Origin of the sequence: Rheinheimera mesophila, from assembly GCF_000986865.1 — a bacterium.
GTDB lineage: Bacteria > Pseudomonadota > Gammaproteobacteria > Enterobacterales > Alteromonadaceae > Pararheinheimera > Pararheinheimera mesophila.
Genome location: NZ_LAVS01000002.1, coordinates 109,475 through 130,819, shown reverse-complemented (window position 1 = coordinate 130,819; position 21,345 = coordinate 109,475). Strand labels below are relative to the sequence as shown.

Annotated in this window: 19 protein-coding genes; 7 read left to right on the top strand and 12 right to left on the bottom strand. The window is 47.4% G+C overall.

Annotated elements, in window-relative coordinates; genetic code table 11:
• Nucleotides 1-101 precede the first annotated feature (101 nt).
• A complete protein-coding gene (locus SD53_RS01935; protein ID WP_046518522.1) occupies nt 102-2,267 on the bottom strand; it encodes a prolyl oligopeptidase family serine peptidase in 2,166 nt (721 codons plus the stop codon).
• A 379-nt stretch (nt 2,268-2,646) separates the two neighbouring features.
• Here SD53_RS01935 and SD53_RS01930 point away from each other — a divergent pair, with 379 nt between their 5' ends.
• Complete coding sequence (locus tag SD53_RS01930; RefSeq protein WP_046518521.1) at nt 2,647-4,041, top strand: alpha-amylase family protein; 1,395 nt, start codon at nt 2,647-2,649, stop codon at nt 4,039-4,041.
• Between the two features lie 39 nt (nt 4,042-4,080).
• Here SD53_RS01930 and SD53_RS01925 read toward each other — a convergent pair whose 3' ends face one another.
• On the bottom strand, nt 4,081-4,983 hold the full coding sequence (locus SD53_RS01925; protein ID WP_046518520.1) for an AraC family transcriptional regulator: 903 nt from the start codon (nt 4,981-4,983) through the stop codon (nt 4,081-4,083).
• 257 nt (nt 4,984-5,240) lie between these two features.
• On the opposite strand from SD53_RS01925, the gene SD53_RS01920 reads away from it, so the two are divergent.
• The gene (locus SD53_RS01920; protein WP_046518519.1) at nt 5,241-6,779 is read left to right on the top strand and encodes a S10 family peptidase; all 1,539 of its coding nucleotides are present in this window, start codon (nt 5,241-5,243) and stop codon (nt 6,777-6,779) included.
• A 76-nt stretch (nt 6,780-6,855) separates the two neighbouring features.
• Here the strand turns inward: SD53_RS01920 and SD53_RS17885 are convergent, their stop codons facing one another.
• Both SD53_RS17885 and SD53_RS01910 read right to left on the bottom strand, forming a co-directional pair.
• Nucleotides 6,856-7,284 (bottom strand): DUF4174 domain-containing protein, encoded by a 429-nt coding sequence (locus SD53_RS17885; protein WP_052749215.1) that lies wholly within the window; start codon nt 7,282-7,284, stop codon nt 6,856-6,858.
• 270 nt (nt 7,285-7,554) lie between these two features.
• Entirely contained in the window at nt 7,555-8,283 is a 729-nt protein-coding gene (locus SD53_RS01910) for a substrate-binding periplasmic protein (RefSeq protein ID WP_046518518.1), read from the bottom strand.
• Between the two features lie 215 nt (nt 8,284-8,498).
• Here SD53_RS01910 and SD53_RS01905 point away from each other — a divergent pair, with 215 nt between their 5' ends.
• The 4 genes from SD53_RS01905 (at nt 8,499) to SD53_RS01890 (ending at nt 12,159) form a co-directional block, all read left to right on the top strand.
• The gene (locus tag SD53_RS01905; RefSeq protein ID WP_106693120.1) at nt 8,499-10,835 is read left to right on the top strand and encodes a TonB-dependent receptor; all 2,337 of its coding nucleotides are present in this window, start codon (nt 8,499-8,501) and stop codon (nt 10,833-10,835) included.
• 261 nt (nt 10,836-11,096) lie between these two features.
• Nucleotides 11,097-11,414 carry a DUF883 C-terminal domain-containing protein gene (locus SD53_RS01900; RefSeq protein WP_046518516.1) on the top strand — a complete coding sequence of 106 codons (318 nt, stop codon included), beginning with the start codon at nt 11,097-11,099 and terminating at the stop codon, nt 11,412-11,414.
• A 24-nt stretch (nt 11,415-11,438) separates the two neighbouring features.
• The gene (locus tag SD53_RS01895) at nt 11,439-11,927 is read left to right on the top strand and encodes a hypothetical protein (protein ID WP_046518515.1); all 489 of its coding nucleotides are present in this window, start codon (nt 11,439-11,441) and stop codon (nt 11,925-11,927) included.
• Nucleotides 11,905-12,159 (top strand): hypothetical protein, encoded by a 255-nt coding sequence (locus SD53_RS01890; RefSeq protein WP_046518514.1) that lies wholly within the window; start codon nt 11,905-11,907, stop codon nt 12,157-12,159. The genes SD53_RS01895 and SD53_RS01890 overlap by 23 nt, the downstream gene beginning before the upstream one ends.
• Nucleotides 12,160-12,181: 22 nt before the next feature.
• Here SD53_RS01890 and SD53_RS01885 read toward each other — a convergent pair whose 3' ends face one another.
• Nucleotides 12,182-13,399 (bottom strand): glycerophosphodiester phosphodiesterase family protein, encoded by a 1,218-nt coding sequence (locus tag SD53_RS01885; RefSeq protein ID WP_052749214.1) that lies wholly within the window; start codon nt 13,397-13,399, stop codon nt 12,182-12,184.
• 76 nt (nt 13,400-13,475) lie between these two features.
• Entirely contained in the window at nt 13,476-14,354 is an 879-nt protein-coding gene (locus SD53_RS01880) for a DMT family transporter (protein WP_046518513.1), read from the bottom strand.
• 242 nt (nt 14,355-14,596) lie between these two features.
• Between SD53_RS01880 and SD53_RS01875 the strand changes: the two genes are divergently transcribed.
• Nucleotides 14,597-15,559 carry a glycosyltransferase family 2 protein gene (locus SD53_RS01875; RefSeq protein ID WP_241481735.1) on the top strand — a complete coding sequence of 321 codons (963 nt, stop codon included), beginning with the start codon at nt 14,597-14,599 and terminating at the stop codon, nt 15,557-15,559.
• 246 nt (nt 15,560-15,805) lie between these two features.
• Here the strand turns inward: SD53_RS01875 and SD53_RS01865 are convergent, their stop codons facing one another.
• From SD53_RS01865 to SD53_RS01840, 6 genes are all read right to left on the bottom strand, one after another.
• Nucleotides 15,806-16,297 carry a glutathione peroxidase gene (locus SD53_RS01865; RefSeq protein WP_046518510.1) on the bottom strand — a complete coding sequence of 164 codons (492 nt, stop codon included), beginning with the start codon at nt 16,295-16,297 and terminating at the stop codon, nt 15,806-15,808.
• 144 nt (nt 16,298-16,441) lie between these two features.
• Nucleotides 16,442-16,855, bottom strand: coding sequence for an ExbD/TolR family protein (locus SD53_RS01860; RefSeq protein WP_046518509.1), 414 nt, complete (start codon nt 16,853-16,855; stop codon nt 16,442-16,444).
• Nucleotides 16,856-17,584: a MotA/TolQ/ExbB proton channel family protein gene (locus SD53_RS01855; RefSeq protein ID WP_046518508.1), complete on the bottom strand. Its 729-nt coding sequence runs from the start codon at nt 17,582-17,584 to the stop codon at nt 16,856-16,858. It abuts the gene before it with no gap.
• A 10-nt stretch (nt 17,585-17,594) separates the two neighbouring features.
• The gene (locus SD53_RS01850) at nt 17,595-18,266 is read right to left on the bottom strand and encodes an energy transducer TonB (RefSeq protein ID WP_052749213.1); all 672 of its coding nucleotides are present in this window, start codon (nt 18,264-18,266) and stop codon (nt 17,595-17,597) included.
• Nucleotides 18,263-18,943: a Fe2+-dependent dioxygenase gene (locus tag SD53_RS01845; protein WP_046518507.1), complete on the bottom strand. Its 681-nt coding sequence runs from the start codon at nt 18,941-18,943 to the stop codon at nt 18,263-18,265. The genes SD53_RS01850 and SD53_RS01845 overlap by 4 nt, the downstream gene beginning before the upstream one ends.
• 53 nt (nt 18,944-18,996) lie before the next feature.
• Nucleotides 18,997-21,345 (bottom strand): catecholate siderophore receptor Fiu, encoded by a 2,349-nt coding sequence (locus tag SD53_RS01840; protein ID WP_046518506.1) that lies wholly within the window; start codon nt 21,343-21,345, stop codon nt 18,997-18,999.

Here is a 21,345-nt window from a genome sequence, read left to right as displayed (position 1 = left end):
CTAGCGCTTTGCACAGAGCCAGAGGTGTAAAAAAGCCAGAGTCCTCGGACTCTGGCTTGTCTCAATGGATAGAGGACCCAACATCATTGGGTCACCTCTATTTACTGCTTAGGTAACTCTTTTACGCCCATATTAAACAGGGTGAAACCAAAGATATCCGCTGCTAATTCAATTTGCTTGGACACAGGCACACCAGCACCATGGCCTGCATTGGTTTCAATCCGGATCATTTGCGGGTTAGGGCCAGTGGCTTTGGCTTGCAACTCAGCGGCAAACTTAAAGGAATGTGCCGGTACAACCCGGTCGTCGTGATCACCGGTAGTCACAAGAGTTGCAGGGTAAGCCACGCCTTCTTTGACGTTATGCACTGGTGAGTAGCCTTTGAGATAATCAAACATCTCTTTGCTTTGCTCGGACGTGCCATAGTCATAAGCCCAGCCCGCACCTGCAGTGAAGGTGTGGTAACGCAGCATATCCAATACACCGACTTGTGGAATAGCTACTTTCATTAAGTCAGGACGCTGCGTCATCACAGCACCGACTAACAAACCGCCGTTCGAACCACCACGAATAGCCAGTTTGCCGCTTGAGGTGTATTTTTGCGCGATCAGGTATTCACCAGCCGCAATAAAGTCATCAAACACATTTTGTTTTTTCAGCTGAATACCTGCGTCGTGCCAGGCTTTGCCGTATTCACCACCACCACGCAGGTTCGGCACCGCATACACGCCGCCCATTTCCATCCAGACTAAATTAGCCACGCTGAACGCTGGCGTCAGGCTGACGTTAAAACCACCATAGCCGTACAACATGGTTGGGTTGTTGCCATCCAGTTGAATACCTTTTTTGTGGGTGATGATCATCGGCACTTTAGTACCGTCTTTGCTGGTGTAAAACACCTGCTTCGACTCGTAATCGTCACTGTTAAACTTCACAGCCGCTTTGTAGTACGTGCTGGTTTCGCCAGATTTTGGCTCAAAAGCAAAAGTGCTGGGCGCAGTGTTGTAGTTGGTGAAGCTGTAATACAAGGTGCTGTCTTTAGTTTTGCCAGCAAAACCAGACACAGTACCTAAACCCGGCAGCGCTACATCACGCACCAGCTTGCCGTCGTAGTCGTATTGTTTGATTTGAGAAATCGCATCCACCATGTAATTGGCGAAGAAGAAACCTGCGCCTTTGCTGACATCCAGCACATTAGCCGTTTCCGGGATCACATCAGTCCACTTATCCGCAGCAGGAGCTGTGGCGTCAATTTTGATCAGCTTTTTATTGGCTGCATTTAAGTTAGTGACAAAATACAAAGCGTTGTCACGACTGTCGACAAACTCAAAATCGGCAGTGCCTTCGGCGTATAAAGTGACAAAAGCGCTGTCGGCTTTGGTTAAATCTTTTAAGAAGACTTTATTACCAGAGGTGGCGTTGGCGGCAGAGACAATCAGGTATTTACCATCATCCGTCACCACACCACCGACATAACGGTGTTTTTCCGCATCCACACCACCAAAGACAACCGGATCGTCTTTTTGCGCTGTGCCTAACTTATGGTAATACAGCTTGTGCTGGTCGGTTTTGGCTGACAGTTCGCTGCCTTCAGGTTTGTCGTAGCTGGAGTAATAAAAACCTTCATTGCCTTTCCAGGACACGCCGCTGAACTTCACATCCACCAGTGTTTCTTCAATTGGCTTTTTGGTTTCTACATCGATAATAATGATTTTGCGCCAGTCACTGCCACCTTCAGAGATGGAGTAGGCCAGAATTTTACCGTCTTCAGAAAAAGATACATCGGCTAAAGAGGTGGTGGCATCGCTGCTGAAGGTATTGGGGTCTAAAAAGACTTCAGCTTCAGCATCGCCTTTTTTGCGGTACAGCACGGACTGATTCTGTAAACCGTCGTTTTTAAAGAAGTAGGTGTAGTCACCTTCAATAAAAGGTGCGCCTACTTTTTCATAGTTCCACAGCGCTTCTAATCGTTGTTTAATTTGGTCGCGGTAGCCGATTTGGTCCAGGTAGGCAAAAGTGACTTTATTTTGCTCTTTCACCCAGTTGCCGGTTTGTTCACTACGGTCATCTTCCAGCCAGCGGTATGGGTCCGCCACTTTCGTATCAAAATAACTATCCACCACATCACCTTTGACCGTGACTGGGTAGGTAAAAGGATGAGCAGCCTGAGTTTCGGTCATAGCAGTTTCTTGTGTTTTTGAGGTATCACCTGGTTGGCCACAGGCAGTTAATAAAGCCAAAGCCACAGCGCTTAATGCGTATTTCATCGATCCTGTTCCCCGGATTTGTACCCATTTTCCTTTGAAATTTTTCTTTTGAGCAAAAATGTTCCAATGGAGCCTGGGTAAGTGTTAAAAAATTCGTCAGCGAGCATAACAAAACTGTCTGCGCAAAGCACTCTTTACGATCCACCAGCCTAAAGCCGCTGTTTTACCTTGCGAATTCGTCTGGTTTTTACCGGTACGCTGTGAATACGTATGCATTTTTTAAACAATAACGCTATTTTATTTACAAAATAGCAAAGTACTCATAAGTTTTATCAGTCACCGGTGCACAAAACCAAGCAGCCATTTGACTCAACAGCAGTTCAGCTTTGATGCAAATGCGCATGACTAAAAAAATGACGACAATGACAGGGTAAAACGAATGAAATTATCACTCAACACAGTGCTGGGCGCGAGCCTGCTTTGTGCAAGCCCGGCTTATGCCGACGTTATTCTGCATGCCTTTAACTGGAATTACAGTGAAATCACCGCCAAGGCCACTGAAATTCAGCAGGCTGGTTATAAAAAAGTGTTGATAGCCCCTCCGATGAAGTCCAGTGGAGAACAATGGTGGGCTCGTTATCAGCCACAGGATTTACGCTTAATTGACCATCCACGCGGCAACAAACAACAGCTACAAACGCTGATCCAGACCATGACCAGCAAAGGCATTCAAGTTTATGCTGACGTCGTACTCAATCATATGGCGAATGAAAGCGCACAGCGCAGTGATCTGAACTATCCGGGCTCTGCTGTACTTAACAGCTATCAGGCGAACTGGACCTACGTCAACAATCAGAAACTGTACGGCGATTTAACACAGAACTTTTTGTCAGGCTCTGATTTTCATGCCCCGGGTTGTATCAGTAATTATCTGGACGTCTGGCAAGTACAGTACTATCGACTGTGCGGTGGCGGCGGCGATGCCGGCCTGCCGGATCTGGATAATAACAACTGGGTAATAGGTCAGCAGCAAGCCTATTTACAGGCGCTGAAAAATATGGGCATTAAAGGCTTTCGGGTTGATGCAGTAAAACATATGACCAATGCTCATATTAATGCGGTGTTTACTCCGGCTTTAATCAGTGGCATGCATGTGTTTGGTGAAGTCATTACCTCTGGTGGCTCGGGCAACCAAGAGTACGAGCTGTTTTTAAAGCCTTATCTGGACAACACCAGTCACAGTGCTTACGACTTCCCGCTGTTTGCTTCTATGCGAAATGCTTTTAGTTTTGGTGGTTCGATGAGCGTGCTGGTCGATCCCGGTGCTTATGGTCAGGCGCTGGCCTGGAACAAAGCTGTGACTTTTGCCATCACCCATGACATTCCAACCAACGATGGTTTTCGCTATCAGATCATGAACGCTACCGATGAAACACTGGCTCACGCTTACATTCTGGGTCGAAACGGTGGCACCCCGATGATTTATTCGGATCACGGCGAAACCGCTAATTTAGACGGTTACCGCTGGCAAGACTTTTATAAAAGAGCGGACATTAAAAACATGATCCGGTTTCACAACAGCACTCAAGGCAGTGGCATGCAGGTGCTGGGACACGGCCAGTGTTTCTTGCTGTTTAAACGTGATAAAAAGGGCATAGTAGGCATTAACAAATGTGACAGTCCACAAGAGTACTGGGTTGATACCTACGCCAACGAGTTGAACTGGTATGTTAACTACACCGACGTGCTCAGTGGTCATACGTTTCAGGTCAACACGCAATGGTTAAAAGTGACGATTCCGGCACGCAGTGCCCGAATGTGGTTACAGCAATAAGCGATGCTGGGTCAGAGCCTCAGCTCTGACCCGCGTCAATCAACCGCCTTGCGAACGCACTCTCTCGATATCAGCTTTAGGTGGGGCACCAAATAACCGACTGTATTCGCGACTAAATTGCGATGGACTCTCGTAACCTACTTTATAGCTGGCCGTCGCGGCTTCTAACCCTTCATGCAGCATGATACGACGCGCCTCATTCAGACGTAATTTTTTCTGATATTGCAAAGGTGACATTGCAGTCACAGCTTTAAAGGCCTGAAACAACGCTGATTCGCTCAAGTGCACTTCATCAGCCAAATCTTTAATCCGTAGCGGCTCATTAAATTTTTTGCGAAGTATTTCAATCACTTTACTAATACGATGCCCCTGACTGTCCAGCAGCATAAAATCACGTAACTGACTGCCTAAATCGCCCAATAACAAGCGGTATAAAATTTCACGTTTGAGCAGAGGGTAAAGCACTGGGATATCGGAAGGTTTATCCAATAACTGCACCAGACGACCAATGGCGGATAAGAGCGCCTCATCCACCCGCCCCACAGATATAGCTTTCACTTGCTCCTTACTACGCTCGACTCTGCCCCCTAAATCAATCACTAAATCTGCCAGTTCTTTTAAATCTATCGTCAATCGAAGCGCAAGATAAGGTGTTTCAGGACTGGCTTTGGTTACTTTACCGCTGGCCGGCACTGTCACTGGCACAAGGAGGTAACTTAACGGGTCATACACAATACGGTCATTATTCAGGTAAACCTCTTTTTCGCCCTGCAGCATGATGCATAAAGAAGGTTCATAGATAACAGGAGTGATCTCAGTAGTCACTTCTGTGCGATACAACACCAAATCAGCGATAGTGCTTTGTATCATGCCATATTCTGGCAGATGAGGCATAAGCTGAGCTTTTAGCTGTTCAAGTTGTTGCTCTATTAAATTGCTCATACTGTGACTCCTCTATAAACCTCAAAGCCCTGACTGAAATCAGAGTACAACAGCAGCGTCAGCCACACTAGCCAAATGGACTTTTAGGCAAGAAGTGCGGAGCAACAGACAAAGCAAGCTGGCAACTTGAGCGGCAGCTTTTAGTGTTCTGACCCTTTTAACCTGAATCTTTGTTATTAGTCTCAAGCCTGGTGGTTATTTTCATGCTGCTGGGGTAAACAATAAGCTGAACTAAAATAACTATGATCAGGGAACTTATGAAAATCATTCCGCTTCTTTTGCTCAGCCTCTGCCTGAGCGCAACCAGTATCAGCCTTGCAGTGCAGGCGCAAGACAGCAAAACAACCAGCAATGCCACGGTACAGATAGACGCCGACTCCGTGGTCGTAACCGAACATGACACCACAGTGCTGGATGAAGATTTTAGCTACAAAGCCTACACAGGCACTCAGCCGGTGTGGGATGAGCAAGGCAACCCAACCGCCGCTATTTTTTATACTTATTACGAGCGTCAGGATATCAAAGACCGCAAAAGCCGTCCGCTGTTGATCTCCTTTAATGGCGGTCCGGGCTCAGCTTCAGTTTGGATGCAAATTGCCTACACAGGCCCTAAAGCACTGAATGTCGATAGCGAAGGCTACCCGCTGCAACCTTATGGGGTAAAACAAAACCCTTATTCAGTGTTGGATACCGCCGACATCGTGTTTGTAAACCCAGTCAACACAGCCTATTCCCGCGTTTTACCGGGTAAAGATGGCAAAATGCCAAGCCCGGAGCAGCAGCAAAAAATGTTTTTTGGTGTCAACGCCGACATCAAATACCTTGCTGAATGGATCAATACCTTTGTCAGTCGCTACAACAGATGGGAATCGCCTAAGTATCTGATTGGAGAGAGCTATGGTACTACCCGTGTGTCAGGTTTAGCTTTAGCACTGCAAAATCAGCAGTGGATGTACTTAAACGGTGTGGTGCTGGTGTCGCCGACGGAAATAGGCATTAAACGGGACGGTCCTGTCGATGCGGCGAACCGTCTGCCCTACTTTGCCGCCACAGCCTGGTATCACAAGGCACTCTCCAGCGATTTACAGCAAAAAGACTTAACGGATTATCTGCCGGAGGTCGAAGCTTTTACCCTCAACACCTACCTGCCTGCTTTAGCCAAAGGCAATTCCTTGCCTGATGCTGAAAAACAACAGGTGGCTGAACAAGTAGCCAGATATTCAGGTTTATCCGTCAAAGCTGTGCTGCAAAACAATCTGGATATCAATACCGACTTTTTCTGGAAAGAATTGCTGCGTGAGCGCGGTCAGACCGTTGGCCGTTTAGATTCACGTTATTTAGGTATCGACAAAAAAGATGCAGGTGCAGAGCCAGATTACAACGCTGAACTGACCTCCTGGCTGCACTCTTTTACCCCAGCCATTAATCACTACCTGAAAAACGAGCTGAATTACAAAACCGACGTGAAATACAATATGTTTGGTAATGTGCACCCCTGGGACAGAAGCAATGACAATACGGGCGAAAACCTGCGTCAGGCTATGGCACAAAACCCTTACCTGCATGTGTTAACTCAGTCCGGTTACTATGACGGCGCCACCAACTATTTTGATGCCAAATATAATATGTGGCAGTTGGACCCAAGTGGCAAAATGAAACACAGATTAAGCTTCAAAGGCTACCGTAGCGGTCATATGATGTACCTGCGTTACGACGACTTACGCCAGTCGAATCAGGACTTACGTGACTTTATCAAAGCCACTTTACCTAAGCCGGATCAGCCGGCTAAGTATTGATTTGACTTGGGGTAAAAAGGACCTTCGGGTCCTTTTTTATGCCAGACGCAACGTAGTGAACCACAATTCACCCCATTTAATGTAGCATCTCATGTTGTCGCATCGGCATAGCGTCAATCTCTGTAAATATCGCCTCTAAATCCATCCGGTCGAGCAAAAACTTCACGCCACCATCTTTACCAATCAGCATAATCTTGCCCGGTATCAGTTGGTACTGCTCTTTGGTTCTGGCAACAAAATCTGCCGATAAAGTACCGCTGTAGTTCGTCAATAGCTGTTGCTCGTCGAAGATAAACCACACTATGTCCCGCTGCTGCAACTGAGTTTTATGTTGCTCAAACACTGCTTTTACATTCTGTGACTCTGGTAACTCATTCACCAGAATAATGCGGTTGTACCATTGTAAACTCGTCAAGCTGGACAATGTTGCAGTGGGCTCAGCATACAAGGAACCACTTAGGATCATTACTAATGCCAACGCGATGAAACGCATCATGATTTTCATAGTATTCGACGCCTCCTTTTACCTACACTCTCCCCAATCCGATTCAGAATACAAAGGCTATGGCCCAAATCACAACCAGGATCCCGATTAGAAGCGCAACAAATTTGGTTCTGCCCATGGAAATTTCTGCTCCGCATACCGGGCATTTATAGCCAGGGTAAAGAGTTCCTGGAACCTTAACTTCAATGGGATGCACAACACAACGACAGGTTTTACATCTTCGTCCCATCTTAAGACTCCTACAAATCAACACCGCTTCGGCATATCTGGCTACTGATTTAACTCGGCAAAATACTTTAGCTGTAACTGGCTGAATAACTCCGACTGTTTCACCTCCATCAGCGCCTTATTAAAACGCTCTGCCACTTCCGGAGTACGGGCCAGCATATGGTAGTGATTGGGCTGGAAAAAACTCAGCACTTTCAAGCTATGGTCCTTGGGGGCAGTTTGGCGGTAGTAGTGCCAGAAAATATTGCGGTCCATCACCAACACGTCCACCCGATTTTTCAGTAATAACGCTGGTAGCTGATGTTGTTCCACCACTTCCAGGTAACTACTGGTGTTCCTGATAGCCTCGGCATATTCAGGCGGTAAAAACTGGCGGGCATTTTGAAAAGCCATTACCCTAAGCCCTGCTAAATCATTCAGTTTGACCAGCTCTTTCACTAAATCCTGACGTACGATCAAAATATTTTGGTAACTGATATAAGGCAGAGTGGCATAAAAACCCGGCGGGAAGCCGCGTTGTAAAGACACCATGTCAGCCTGCCCCTCGCTGAACAAATCCAGCAACCTGCCATTGGGGACATGAATAAACTGGCTGTCAAAGCCCATTCGTTTCACTACTGTCCTCAGTAGTTCCAGTTCATAGCCAGTCTGAGTTGCCCTTTTTATATAAGGAGGTTTTTCCACTCCAACTAAAAGCTGTAGCTGCTGTGCCTTCAAAGGAACAGCCACTAAGGCAATCCATAGCATTGCGATGTACAGCAAATATTGCATCAAACTCACCTTCAAAAGCCAGCTTCCAGCATAGGCCAGACTGTTGTTTAAACTCCAGTTTTTTCTCTGTTCAGGCTATGAATTCCCTCACTTTATTTTCATAAAAATTACATCTGAATTACTTCATTTTGTCACCAGCCTTTCACTGCGCTGTCATCAGAGCTCTCCAGAATAATGGCGTTTTCTTCAATTCAAACAACAAAATGGAGTTTCACGTGGCATTACATCACAAACATCTGCTCGCTTTGGCAGTGAGTTCAGCCCTGGGTTTATCGGCGCCTGTAGTCGCAGAAGAGGTAGCAGCGGCTGCTGCAGAGCAGGAAGTCGAAGTGTTGGCCATTACCGGCAAACGTATCAGCTATGCCAATAACAGCACAGACGAAGCCATTAAAAATACCAAGGCTCCCATAGGCAACGTACTGGATTTAGTCAGCCAGTTGCCCGGTATCAGCATAGGCCAGGGTGACGCTTTTGGTGGCGATGACTGGTCTACCACCATCTCCATGCGCGGTTTTAACGTCAACCTGAACGAGCAGCAACTGGGTATTACCATTGATGGTTTACCCAATGGTGGTTCAGGTTATGGCGGTGGCAGTAAAGCCAACCGTTACCTCGATACCGAAAACACAGCTTATGTAGAAGTAGGACAAGGTACCTCAGACATTGCATCAGCCTCTTTGGATGCACTGGGCGGAACGTTAAACTTTGTGTCTAACAACCCACTGGCTGAAGAAAACCTGTCGGTCGGTATCACAGGTGGCGATCATAATGCCCGCCGTTATTACACCCGCTTTGACACAGGCCAGATTGCTGGTAACACCACAGCTTATGTCAGCTTATCCGACAGCTTTAACAACAGATGGATAGGTTCAGGCAGCAATGGGTTTACTGACCGTCTGCACGGCGAAGTAAAAACTGTGACTGAACTGGATAACACCACTATCACGGTACGTTTTTCTTACGACGACACCGAAGAAGACAACTACAACACTGTGTCTTTAGCGCAGTTTTTCGAAAACCCGGAGTGGGATCGCCTGACTAACGTCTGGACAGGCAACCCGGATATCGATCAAAACTTTGCTGAGGTCTGGTCTACTTTGCGCGAAAACAGCTTTAGTTATGTCAAAGTGGATACAGATTTAACCGACAGCCTGAACCTGACCGTCACCCCTTATGTGCATATGCAATCCGGCCGTGGTGACTGGATGCCGCCGTATCAGGTCTATGTCGAAGATGCTGCTGGCAACCGGGTTAGCCGTGGTACAGGTAACGGTACTTTAACGCCTTATCAATACGTCAATGCGGCTGGTCAGCCTATTCTGGACCCGAATGCAGATTTAACAGGGGCGACCCGCGTCTCCTCCTACCGTCATACCCACTATGAAAAAGACCGTTACGGTTTAACCTCAGAGCTTAAATGGGCGATGGATAACCATGAGCTGCGGTTAGGTGCCTGGCTGGAACAACAGGACCGCGACGAAAGCCGCGACTGGCACAATGTGATTGACCCGAAACAGTACCACTATTTCGACAATCAGCCGTACTGGGTGCATTACGACCGGACTTATGAAACGGACACTCAAAAGATTTATCTGCAGGATCAAATCAGTTGGAATGACTTAACAGTCACTTTGGGCGTGAAGCAGTTTTATGTTGATGTCAGCCGCAAAGACAATATAGTGGCGGGCAACGAAGGCAAACTGGACAGTGGTTCAGATTTATTACCCAGCCTGGGTTTTGTTTATCGCTTAAATGAAAGCTATGAAGTCTTTGCTGGTTACGCAGAAAACTTCAAAGCCATCAGCGATGCGATTTTAGAAACCGATCAGGATTTCGCCAATCTGGAAGCAGAAACTGCAGAAAACATCGACTTGGGTTTACGTTATTTCGGCGATGACTTAAGCCTGTCGTTGACTTATTACGATGTGCAGTTTGATAACCGTATTACCTTCCTGCAACCCGGCGCGAATGGTGCTGGCCCGGATTACCTGAACGAGTTAGACGGCACTTATGTCAACGTCGGTGGTATTGAGTCCAATGGTTTGGAAGCCAGCTTGAACTGGGAATTTACTCCGGGCTGGAGCCTTTACAGTGCCTTGACCAGCAATAACGCTGAGTACAGTCAAAGTATCAATACCTTAGTTTTGGATCAAGACGGCAATGTGGTGCTTGACCCGGATGGTCAGCCAGCCATTAACCCTGCCGCTATTTTTGCAGGGGATAAAGTCGCAGGATCACCAGAAACTATGCTGAGCTTGTCACTACGTTATCAGGGTGAAGCGTACCGTGCTGGTTTAACTGCCAAGCGCACTGACACTTACTTTGGCGCTGCTTTAGGTGGCAATAAAGATGAAATTCCGGCTTCGACTGTGATGGATTTCTATGTCGGCTACAGCAAAGATTTATCCTCAAACGATATGTTTAAAGGCATAGATCTGTCGTTGGTGCTGAATAACTTAAACGACGAAGACTACTTAGCGGGCGGCCAGGAAGGCGCGTACTACTTAGGTGCAGAGCGCACAGCGACTGTGACGTTGAAACTGGATTTCTAAGTTAATCCCGAGTGACAAAAGCCGGAGCCTTCAAATGCTGCGGCTTTTTATTTTCTGCTGCAGAACTGCCGCCATACTCTATGTAAAAATTACCAGCAGCGGGTAACTTCTACCGCCATCTCTAGAACGCCGCCTAAAGAAAAACAAGCTAAACCAATGTTTTTATTCAGCTATTTTATCTGGCACAGCCGTTGCTTTTTCTAAGATGCAAAATGCAGCACCCTGCTGCATTTCAACATCTATTGTTAGGAGTGTTTTTTTATGGCGACCTCACAAAGTACAACTGAACAAGCAAAAAGCAACAGCACCTTAAATTCACCGGTAACAGAAAAAGCTGTTGAAGCTGCGCATCATGCCGTCGATGCAGTGGCGCTAAAAGCTGCTGTTGCTGAAGATGCATTACGCAAAACTGCCGCCAGTTCACAGGAAAACCTGGCGCATAAACAGGAAGAAATTAAGCAGCAGTTGCAACTGTCGTACAGCAAAACCCGTGAATTAGCAGCACAAAACCCGCTGGCCACCGCAGGTATAGCTTTTGCGGCCGGGGTAGTGCTGACCGCGTTACTGCGCCGCAATTAAGCGCTATCTGGCTAAGGCGGTCTTATGCACTATCGCGAACGCTCAGAAGCTCCGGCACAACACCCGGAGCAGCCTGCATCGGCTGCTCTGACTCAGGATCCGGAACAAATCCTGGCTCAACTGACGCACCTTGCAGCTATTGGTCAGTCAGTCAAGCAGGCCTGGCGCACTCAGCTTAAGCTGACACAACAAATAGCCACAGCAGAGTGGCAACTGAGTGGACGTAGCCTCACCTTAGCTGCTGCTCTGGTGGTGTGTTTTGGTGCGGGTTTAATTTTATTGTGGGGCAGTAGTTTAATGCTGCTCGGTTATCTGCTGTTTCAGCTAAGCAGCTCAATTCTTGTCACAGCTCTGGCTTTAGTGCTGTTACAGTCTGGCCTGCTGCTTTGGTGCTGGCGCAGTCTGGGTTATCTGTTGTCGCAAGTGGGCTTTTCAAAAACATTGGCGCAATTAGGTCTGTTATTTTTTGCAGCCAAACCGGAGGAACAGCATGCTGATACAAAAACTCGTTAAAAAGCAGCAACTACAACTAGCCACTTTGGTCGAACAAAGCCAGTTGCAGCAGCGTGAGCTGCAACTGAGCAAGCTGCAACTGCTGGAGCGTACCCAGACTTTTATCGGAACTCCCCCCGGTCTGATGTTAAGTTTTACCTTAGGTTGCTTGTTTCAGTTGCGCCACAGCAACACAGTCAAAACGCTGCGCAGTCTGGTGGGCTTTCGCTGGATAACAAAATGGCTGACTTAGCCAGCCATCAAGGCAGGATGCGTTATTTCCCACAGCTTTGTTGAAATAAAGTGCGGTTTTTTAAGGCCAAATCCGGCTGATCGGAAAATACGCCGTCTATGCCTTGCTTAAACAACGCCTGCAGCTCTTCATCAAAACTAAAGGTAGTTTTAGCGTCTTTCGCCATTAAATAATTCGCTTCGGCCCTGAACGTATAAGGATGTACTTTTAAGCCCTGCTGCTGAGCGGCTTGAACAAAAGGCTTTAAGTTCAGGCTGTATTTTTGATACAAACTGCTGCGCCATGGCCCTATACCAGCGGCATAGCTGTGTACAAAACGAAGGCCTTGATCAGTCAGTAAAGCGGAATAATCCAGCGGTTTGGTGGCTGACCATAAAAAGCCGGTTGCTTGCGGATAAATAGCTGTTAAATCAGCGCCTTGTTGCTGGTGATAAAACACATCATAAGGCACAGAAAAACTGTCTTTGGGTGGTAAATAGGCTTTATCGGTATCACCAATCAACTGAATGAGCGGCAGTTGTAGCTTGAGCTTTGGCATCCACTGCTGTTTTAACTCCAACAGGTTTTGTAGTTCAAACGACTGGATAAACAGTCGGTTTGGATCAGTAAACCGCAGTTGTTTTAACTCGTGCACCAGCGTTTTGCTGATATCCAGCTTTATGCTCTTGCCCTCAAGCGTCTGGCCTTCATAACGAAAATAGGTTGGGTGTTTGGTTTCAATATAAAGCCCAACCTTACGGCCTGTATTGGCCTCAAACTGGTTTACCAGCGCCACTATTTCCGCCAAAGTGGCAATAGAGTACTGGTCGTTATGTTCAGCACCTTGTGGCCGAAGTGCAGGCAAAGGTTCACGGGCTTTCAGTTGCTTAATTTCAGAGAGCGTAAAATCTTCACTAAACCAGCCGGTGATGGGAATACCGTCAATACGTTTGGTGGTTTTACGGTCAGCAAACTGCGCTAAGTCGGCCACATTGGTGGTGTGAGTTAAGTCGTTTTCATGTCGGCTAATAAGCACACCGTCTTTGGTCGGCACTAAATCCGGTTCAATAAAATCAGCCCCCATCCGCATCGCAAGCTGATAAGCCTCCAGCGTATGCTCAGGTAAATGACCACTGGCGCCCCGATGTGCTATCACCAAAGGAGGAGTAGCACAGTTATCTGCAGCCACCGCAGGTTCAGGGACTAAAGTTGCAGCCAGCAAGCTCAGAGGCAGCAGGAAAAAGCCTTTTTGGATCAGCATAATATGTACACCTTTTGCAAAAATCTTATCCTAAGCTGCCAGAATGACATAGGTATGACAACTGACGGTACTGCTTTTACCAGCGCCTTTCCTGCGCCCATAAGTAAAGGCCACTGGCCATAATCACCCCGGCGCCAAGCAACAAAGACAAATCCGGATACAACTGCCACAACAAAATATCAAAACCTAAACCCCAGACCAGCGCCGTGTACTCAAAAGGCGCAATCACAGAAGCCGGAGCCAAACGAAAGGCTTCGGTAATAAACACCTGACCTATGGCACCACTTAATCCCATCAGTGCAAATAACCACAGATGATCGGACGACAAAGCCACCCAATCCGGATAAGCCAAAGCACCGGCGCCCAGCCCTATCATGGTCATCAGCCAAAACACCATATTGCCGCTGTTGTCGGTGCGGGATAACACCCGAACCGTAATAGCAGATATGGCATAACAAAGCGCCGACACCAAAGCCGCCAGCGCACCTAAACTCAGCAGTTGATCGCCTTCAGGTTTGAGCATAAAAATAACCGCCAGCATACCAATCCCTATAGCCACCCACTGGCGCGGCTGTACATGTTCACCTAAAAACCAGACCGACATAGCGGTGATCAGCAGGGGCGCAGCAAAAAAGATAGCGTAAGCGTCGGCCAGCGACAGGCTTTGAATGGCATAGACAAAAGCGGACAACATGATGATGCCAAGCACAGCACGCAGCAAATGCAAAGACCAGCGAGAATTGAGCAAATGCTGCACTCTGTTGGTACTGATCAACCAAACCACTATTAAAGGCCAGGCGAATAAAGCCCGTAAACTGGTAATTTGCATAGGGCCATAATGCTGCGTCAGTTGTTTCATGCAGGCGTCCATAGCGCAAAACATGCCTACGGCGAGCAACATACAGAGGATCCCCTTAGCGGGATAATCGGAGGCAGAATGGGCCAGACTTTTCATAACCTTTGATAACAACCTGAACAACAAAAACAACTGGCGTCAGTGTTGAGAAATTCCTGAATGAAAGCAAGCCGGAAACAAGGAAAATGAAGGCTTTATTGATACAGAAAAGGCAACACAATGATTCCCACCAGACTTTTTGTCATTGGATGTAAAACTACTGCCGAATAATGTATCGACGCTGCTACACTGCAGGTCAATTTTATTCAGCTCTATCGGTCTTCCGTTTTATGCAATCTGGTATGTTGCTCTCACTTGTGGTGCCTTTTTACAATGTTGCAGCTTATTTTCGCCAGTTACTGGTATCCATCGAAACACAGCTTACAGAGCAAGTGCAAGTTATTCTGGTATGTGACGGGGCGTCTGACGGCAGCCTTGAACTGGCAACACAGCATATAGCTGCCTCTGCACGGCCTGACGCTTACCTGCTGCTTTGCCAGCAAAACGCCGGGGTCAGCGCAGCCAGAAACAACGGTATCCGACATGCCATTGGGGATTATATTGGTTTTATTGACGCGGACGACTTACTGCTACCTGGTTATATACAAGCTTTACTGGACGTTATTCAACGGCATCAGCCGGATCTGATTGAACTGGGGTATAAACGATTTACCGATGCAAAGGCTTTAACACAGGCCAAAGCCCGTTACCTGCATCGCAGTGCAGGCTGGCTGACTAAAAACAAAGCTGTTACAGAGGTATTTCAGTTGAATCAATGGTTTCCCTGGTTGAGGCTTTATCGCAAAGAAATCGCGATGGATTTTCAGTTTCCAGAGGGTATCGGCTTCTGTGAAGATGTGATGGCGATGCCGGCTTTATATATGGCGGCAGAGCGTTTGTATCATCTGCGCTTGCCTCTGTATGGCTACCGCGAACATCAGGCCAGCGCATCTTTTAACGTTAAAGCTGAGCATCAGCAGCAGTTGCAAAACTTTTTTGCAAAGTTACAGCAACATCAGGCTTATCCTGCTTTGCATCCTAAGTGGCGTCAGCTCCTGTTATTGCATTTAGCTTATCTGCTTTATAAGTTGCAACTGGACAATAAAAACCAACACAACTTCCCATCCCAACTGGCGCGGCAATTCAGAGTTCTTGTCAGCCAATGCTGGTGGTTACCGTATTTTTCACTGCGAAAAAAAATACAGCTGGCTTTTGCCCGCTATTTCTTTAACAAGCACAGGCGATGCAATTCAAAACAGCGGTAGCAAAGCTTTTTATTGTTTTAAATCAAGACGCAGGCAACAGAACAAGCGCACACTCGGTTTTGTTCTCACAGTACGACGAACAGGTTGCAAAAAAGACAGGTCTTTGCGCAACCGATCCCAGCCTTGTGTACTTTGCGCCTGCCGACTCTATATCTGCTGGCGTTTTTTTTGAACGCTAAATGGGTTTGTGTGCGAAAACGGGCGACCATAGAGGTCGCCCCACAATTTTACGTTCATCCACAGCACTTATTTTGCCGCTAAAGCCTGTTGGATTTCAGCTTCTAAAGCTTCAGGTTTGGTCAGTGGCGCTGCACGTAAAATCACTTTACCGTCGCGTCCAACCAGAAACTTTGTGAAGTTCCATTTAATAGATTCTGAGCCTAATAAACCTGGTTTTTGTTGTTTCAGGCTTTTAAATAATGGTGACGCGTCCGGGCCATTGACATCAACTTTGGCAAACATCGGGAAAGACACCCCATAGTTCAGTTCGCAAAACTCGCTGATTTCGCTTTCATTGCCCTGCTCCTGCTTACCAAACTGGTTGCAGGGAAAACCTAAAATCTCCAGGCCCTGATCTTTGTATTTCTGGTACAGCTCTTCTAAACCTTTGTATTGCGGCGTAAAACCACATTTGCTGGCAGTGTTGACAATCAACAGCACTTTGCCCTGATAGTCTTTTAAATCCACTTGCTGGCCTTTAATGTTGGTCACTGCTAAATCAAAAATTGGGTTTGACATAAAGAGTTCCTCTGTTGCGCTCTGCTAATGGGGCTGCAGTAATAAACTGAAAGTGCAAACATAATGCCCAACAATTAAATTGCACGCAATTTAAATTTATCGATAAAGCTGATGCAAAAAAACGAACAACACTATCTAAACGGCCTAAGCGGCAGGCTCGCTGATAAAGCCTAATTTCAGCAAACCGGCTTGCTGCACAGCCGCCATAGTTTTTAATACATGCTGATAAGGCGCTGCTTTGTCACCACGGATATGCACTTCAGGCTGTGGCTGTTTTTGTGCCTGTCCAGCCAGTTTGAGCTCAAGTGCAGTAGCGTCAATAGCCAGATCATCCCAAAATACAGCACCATCGGCTTTGACTGTCAAAGTGATAGTTTGCGGCTTAATGTCCTGCTTTTCATTGCTGACCCGGGGTAAATCCACCTTCACACTATGCGTCAGCACCGGCACTGTGATAATAAAAATAATCAGCAGCACCAGCATCACATCGACCAGCGGTGTCATGTTAATTTCGCTCATTACTTCATTGTCTGAATCGAGTCCGCCACCAAAAGCCATTTATTTTGCCTCCTTCAAAGGCACGACCACTTTGCTGCTTTTCGGCGCAGCACCGGTCAAAAAATAGGCGTGCAACTGATGCGCAAAACGGTGCATCTTGTTCAAAACATTTTTATTGCCCCGTTGCAAAGCGTTGTAACCAAGCACGGCCGGAATAGCCACAGCCAAACCAAAAGCTGTCATGATCAGGGCTTCGCCAACAGGACCTGCCACTTTGTCGATACTTGCTTGCCCTGAGACGCCTATCCCCACCAATGCGTGATAAATGCCCCAGACGGTGCCAAATAAGCCAACAAAAGGCGCGGTGGAGCCAACAGAGGCCAGAACAGCCAGGCCCTTTTGCATCTGCTCCGCACTTTCATCTATAGCCCCCCGTAAACAAGAGGTCAGCCACTCAGCTAAAGGTAAATTGCCGTGTAAATCCTGCTGGTGACTTTGGTGATGATCCAAAGCCGCCTGACCTTCATCGGCCATATAACGGAACGGATTCATAGGCCCGCTAGCTGAATCGGCCGAACTTAAAATCCGCAACCCTTCAGTAAAACTGTGGGCATGCCAGAAATCATTACTGGCTCTGCTGATCCGTTTTAAACGCCACAAACTGACAGCACGGATCAGGATCACAGACCAGCTCGCGACAGACATCAACAGCAGCATCAGGGCCACCGCTTTGATCACAAAGTCACCTTGTGCCCAGAGGGCGGCAATACCATAGGGATTTTCTTGCATGATTTACTCGCTAATGAATTGAATTTAAATTAAAAACCACAGGCTGCACAAACCAGAAATCTATCGGCTGGCCAAGCTTGAGCGCAGGCTGATAGGTCCAGCCGCGCACAGCATTCAGGGCCGCTTGATCCAGCCGGGCAAAACCCGAACTTTGTTTTAGTTTTAACTGCCCTACTTTGCCGTTTTTTAACACCAGCACTTCTACATACACTGTGCCCTGCTCTTTTAACCGGCGCGATAACATCGGATACAAAGGCGCTTTATTCAGAGCTTTATTGGCTGAGGCCACAGGCGGAGTTGCCGCAGGTTCTGGCTCTACAGCTTTGGCTGCGGCTTTGGTTTTTGCGGTTTCGGCGACAGCTTCTGGTGCACTGACGGCTTTAGGAGATTCTTCTGCCACGGGAGCAAGTTTTACCGGAGCGGGTTCTGGCTTAGCCACGGCTTTTTTGGCTTCAGCTTTTTGTGTCTGCGGTTTAGGCTTTGGCTTTTTCACCACGTCAGGCTGAACAGCTTTTGGTTTAGGTTTTTCTGGCTGAGGGGCGACCGGAACCGGAATAATGACCCCTTCAATAGCTTTTTCGACCGCTTTGGCTTGAGGTTCACTGGTCTGACTGACCACAGCCGCAATTAAACTTAAATGCAGCATCAGTACCAGCACAAACAGCGGGGCAGATCGGTTCACAGCTCAGCCCATAAACGCACTAAGTTATGGTAATGCCCGGTCAGCGCCAGCACTTCTGCCGTGTCGCCATGCTGTGAGCGTAGCTGTTGTATGGTTTGATCCAGTTCAAATAACATAGAACGCTGCTGATCGTTACGCACCATACTCTGGGTCCAGAAAAAGCTGCAGACCCGCTCGCCACTGGTCACAGGCAAGACCTGATGCAAACTGCTGGACGGGTATAAAATCAAATCTCCGGCAGGCAGTTTTATTTCATGCAAACCAAAGGTATCCATGATTTGTAGCTCGCCGCCTTGATAGTCCTCAGGCTCAGATAAAAATAAGGTCGAAGACAAATCGGTTCTTAAACTCAAACCAGAACCAGGTAAACCACGGATAGCACCATCCACATGCAAACCATAATGTTCGCCGCCCTGATAGCTGTTAAATAAAGGTGGAACTGTGCGCAGCGGAATAGCAGCGGCCATAAAAAGCGGATGCTGATACAAGGCTTGTAAAATGACAGCACCCAACTGTTTCGCCAGTGGGGATTCAATGGGTAACTGCTTGTTTTGTTTTACCAAAGCACCTTGTGGCCCCACGGTCGCCCGGCCATCAGTCCAGTCGGCAGCGTCCAGCAACTGCCTGAAGTGTGCCACCTGGGCCTTAGTTAAAACTTCCGGAACATGGATTAACATAAAAAATCCTGTATCAAAGGCCTCATTGCTGAGGCCTTGTAGCAGTCAGAACCTCAGAATTGAACATTCACACCCAAACGGAACGAACGGGGTGTGCCCAGGTAATACCTTGAACCACCGTTGTTCAGAGCCGACATATAGTCTTCATCCAGCAGGTTATAGACGTTTAGCTGCACATCAACATAAGGAGTGACAGGATATGAAGCCATAGCATCCACCACCCAGTATTCCGGCACTTCCACCACTGAGGTTTTGGCCAGATTTAAGATAGTGCTGCTGGAACGGGACACCGTATCGACATAACGCACACCGCCACCTAAAGTCAGCCCCACCGGCAATTCATAGCTATTCCACAAGGTGAAGGTGACTTCCGGAGTCCACTGGATCACCCCACCATCTGTCAGGTTAGTGCCAGAGCGATTGCCTCTGGTGATTTCTGAGTCCATGTAAGCCGCACCAGCACTAATCTGCCAGGCAGAGGTGATAGCTCCGACCAGACCTAACTCGACGCCCTGCACTTCGCGCTCTCCCACTTGCACTGCAGTGCCGTCCGGGTCTGTGGCAATTTCATTTTCGTTGGTGCTTTTAAACACCGCAGCTGTCAGTGCCAGTTTTTCATTCAGCAGATCCCATTTGGTACCTAACTCTAAGTTGGTGCCTTTTTGTGGATCAAGATTTGGATTGTTAATGTTGCCTGCAGTTTCGCTTAAGGTGAAGTTAGAACCACCTGGTGGTAACTGGCTGGTGGCATAGGACAAATATACACTGCCGTTGCTGGCTGGTTTATACAAAGCACCCAGCTTGTAACTGGCCAGATTGTCTGAGGCTTCCACTGAAGATCCGAGCTTAGTGCCTACCGGAATTATTTGTGGTGTGGCGGTGCCCTGAATAGTCACTATATCGGTTTCGGTTTTATAGTGTTCAAAACGGGCACTGGCGTTGAATTGCCACTGCTCGTTTAAATGAATAGTGTCAAGTAAGTAGATACCCGAAGTTAAAGTGCTGCCATCAGTGCTGGCTCCGGTGTGAACCGGATTAACAAAAATATCGTCTGTGCTGGGGTTATATAAGTTAGCCGCCACCTGGGTGCTGCCAGTTGGTAAAGCTAAAGTATTGTTACGCTGACTTTCATAAATAAACTCGATCCCAGAGCTGATATCGTGGGTCAGACCCGCTACTTCAACAGAGCTATTTAACTGAGTCTGGTTAGTTAAGATCTGGTTTTGCTGATCTTTACCCTGACGGCTGCGGGCAATAGTCCAGTTGGCCGGATCGGCAATAGCTACCGCATCAGCGCCAGTACCTGTTGTTGTCGTAATAGCATTGACCCCTGTCAATACATAATCCTGGCTGGATTGACCAAAACGTGAAGTGTTGCGGATAGTGGTTTTGTCACTCAGGTCATGTTCAATTTTGGCGGTCACCATAGTGGCTTTAACATCGTCAAAGTCATTTTTTGAACCATAAAAATTGCTGCTATCCACTGGCGCCAGCGTTTTACCAGCGTTAGGACCACCATTAGGAAAAGTGCCACTTGGGTCGGCATCAAAAGCTGCGTTGTAATAACCTTCCAGACCCACAGTGGGAATACCACCATCCGGCAGATTAGTTTGATCAACATAAAACAGATTTAAATAAGTACGGGTGGCGGTCCCTAAACCTAAAGCGAAAGAAGTGGCTATACCAGTTTTATTGTCTTCCACTTCATCACGGTCGACCACGCCTGAATCCTGTTTTAACAGGTTCACCCGAATGGCAGAGGTATCAGACAACTGACGGTTTAAATCGACAGTGGCTCTTTTGTGCGAACCAGAACCTAAAGTCAGATTGCCTGTTGTGAATTCTTCTTGTGTGGCTTGTTTACTGGATAAGTTGATATAACCGGAAGAGGAACCACGGCCATTGTCAGCACCGGCGGGGCCTTTGGCGATTTCCACTTGTTCGGTATTAAAGGTATCGCGGCTGATGGTGCCTAAATCACGGATCCCATCGACAAAAATGCTGCCCTGGGTATCAAAACCACGCATAAAAATGGAATCACCTGTGGCTGTGTTGCCGTTTTCACCCATCAGCATCGTAATGCCTGGTGTGTTGCGTAAAGTGTCAGACAAGGTGGTTGCTGCCTGCTGTTGGAACAATTCCTTTTTCACTACAACCAGAGTTTGTGGTGTGTTGACTAAAGGCTGGGTCAGCTTGGTTGAACTGGCTTTTTCAGCTTTGTATTTTGCTTCCACTGCATCAGCGGTTACAACTACAGCATCCAGTTGAGTGTCATTTTTTGATGCAGCATCCTGCTGATCAGCAGTTGCTGTTGCCGGTAACGCCAAAGCGAAAGCTGAAGCTAACAAAGTGGTATTAAAACGGGCCACCTGCTGATGTTTTTTAGCGGTGATAAAAGCCAT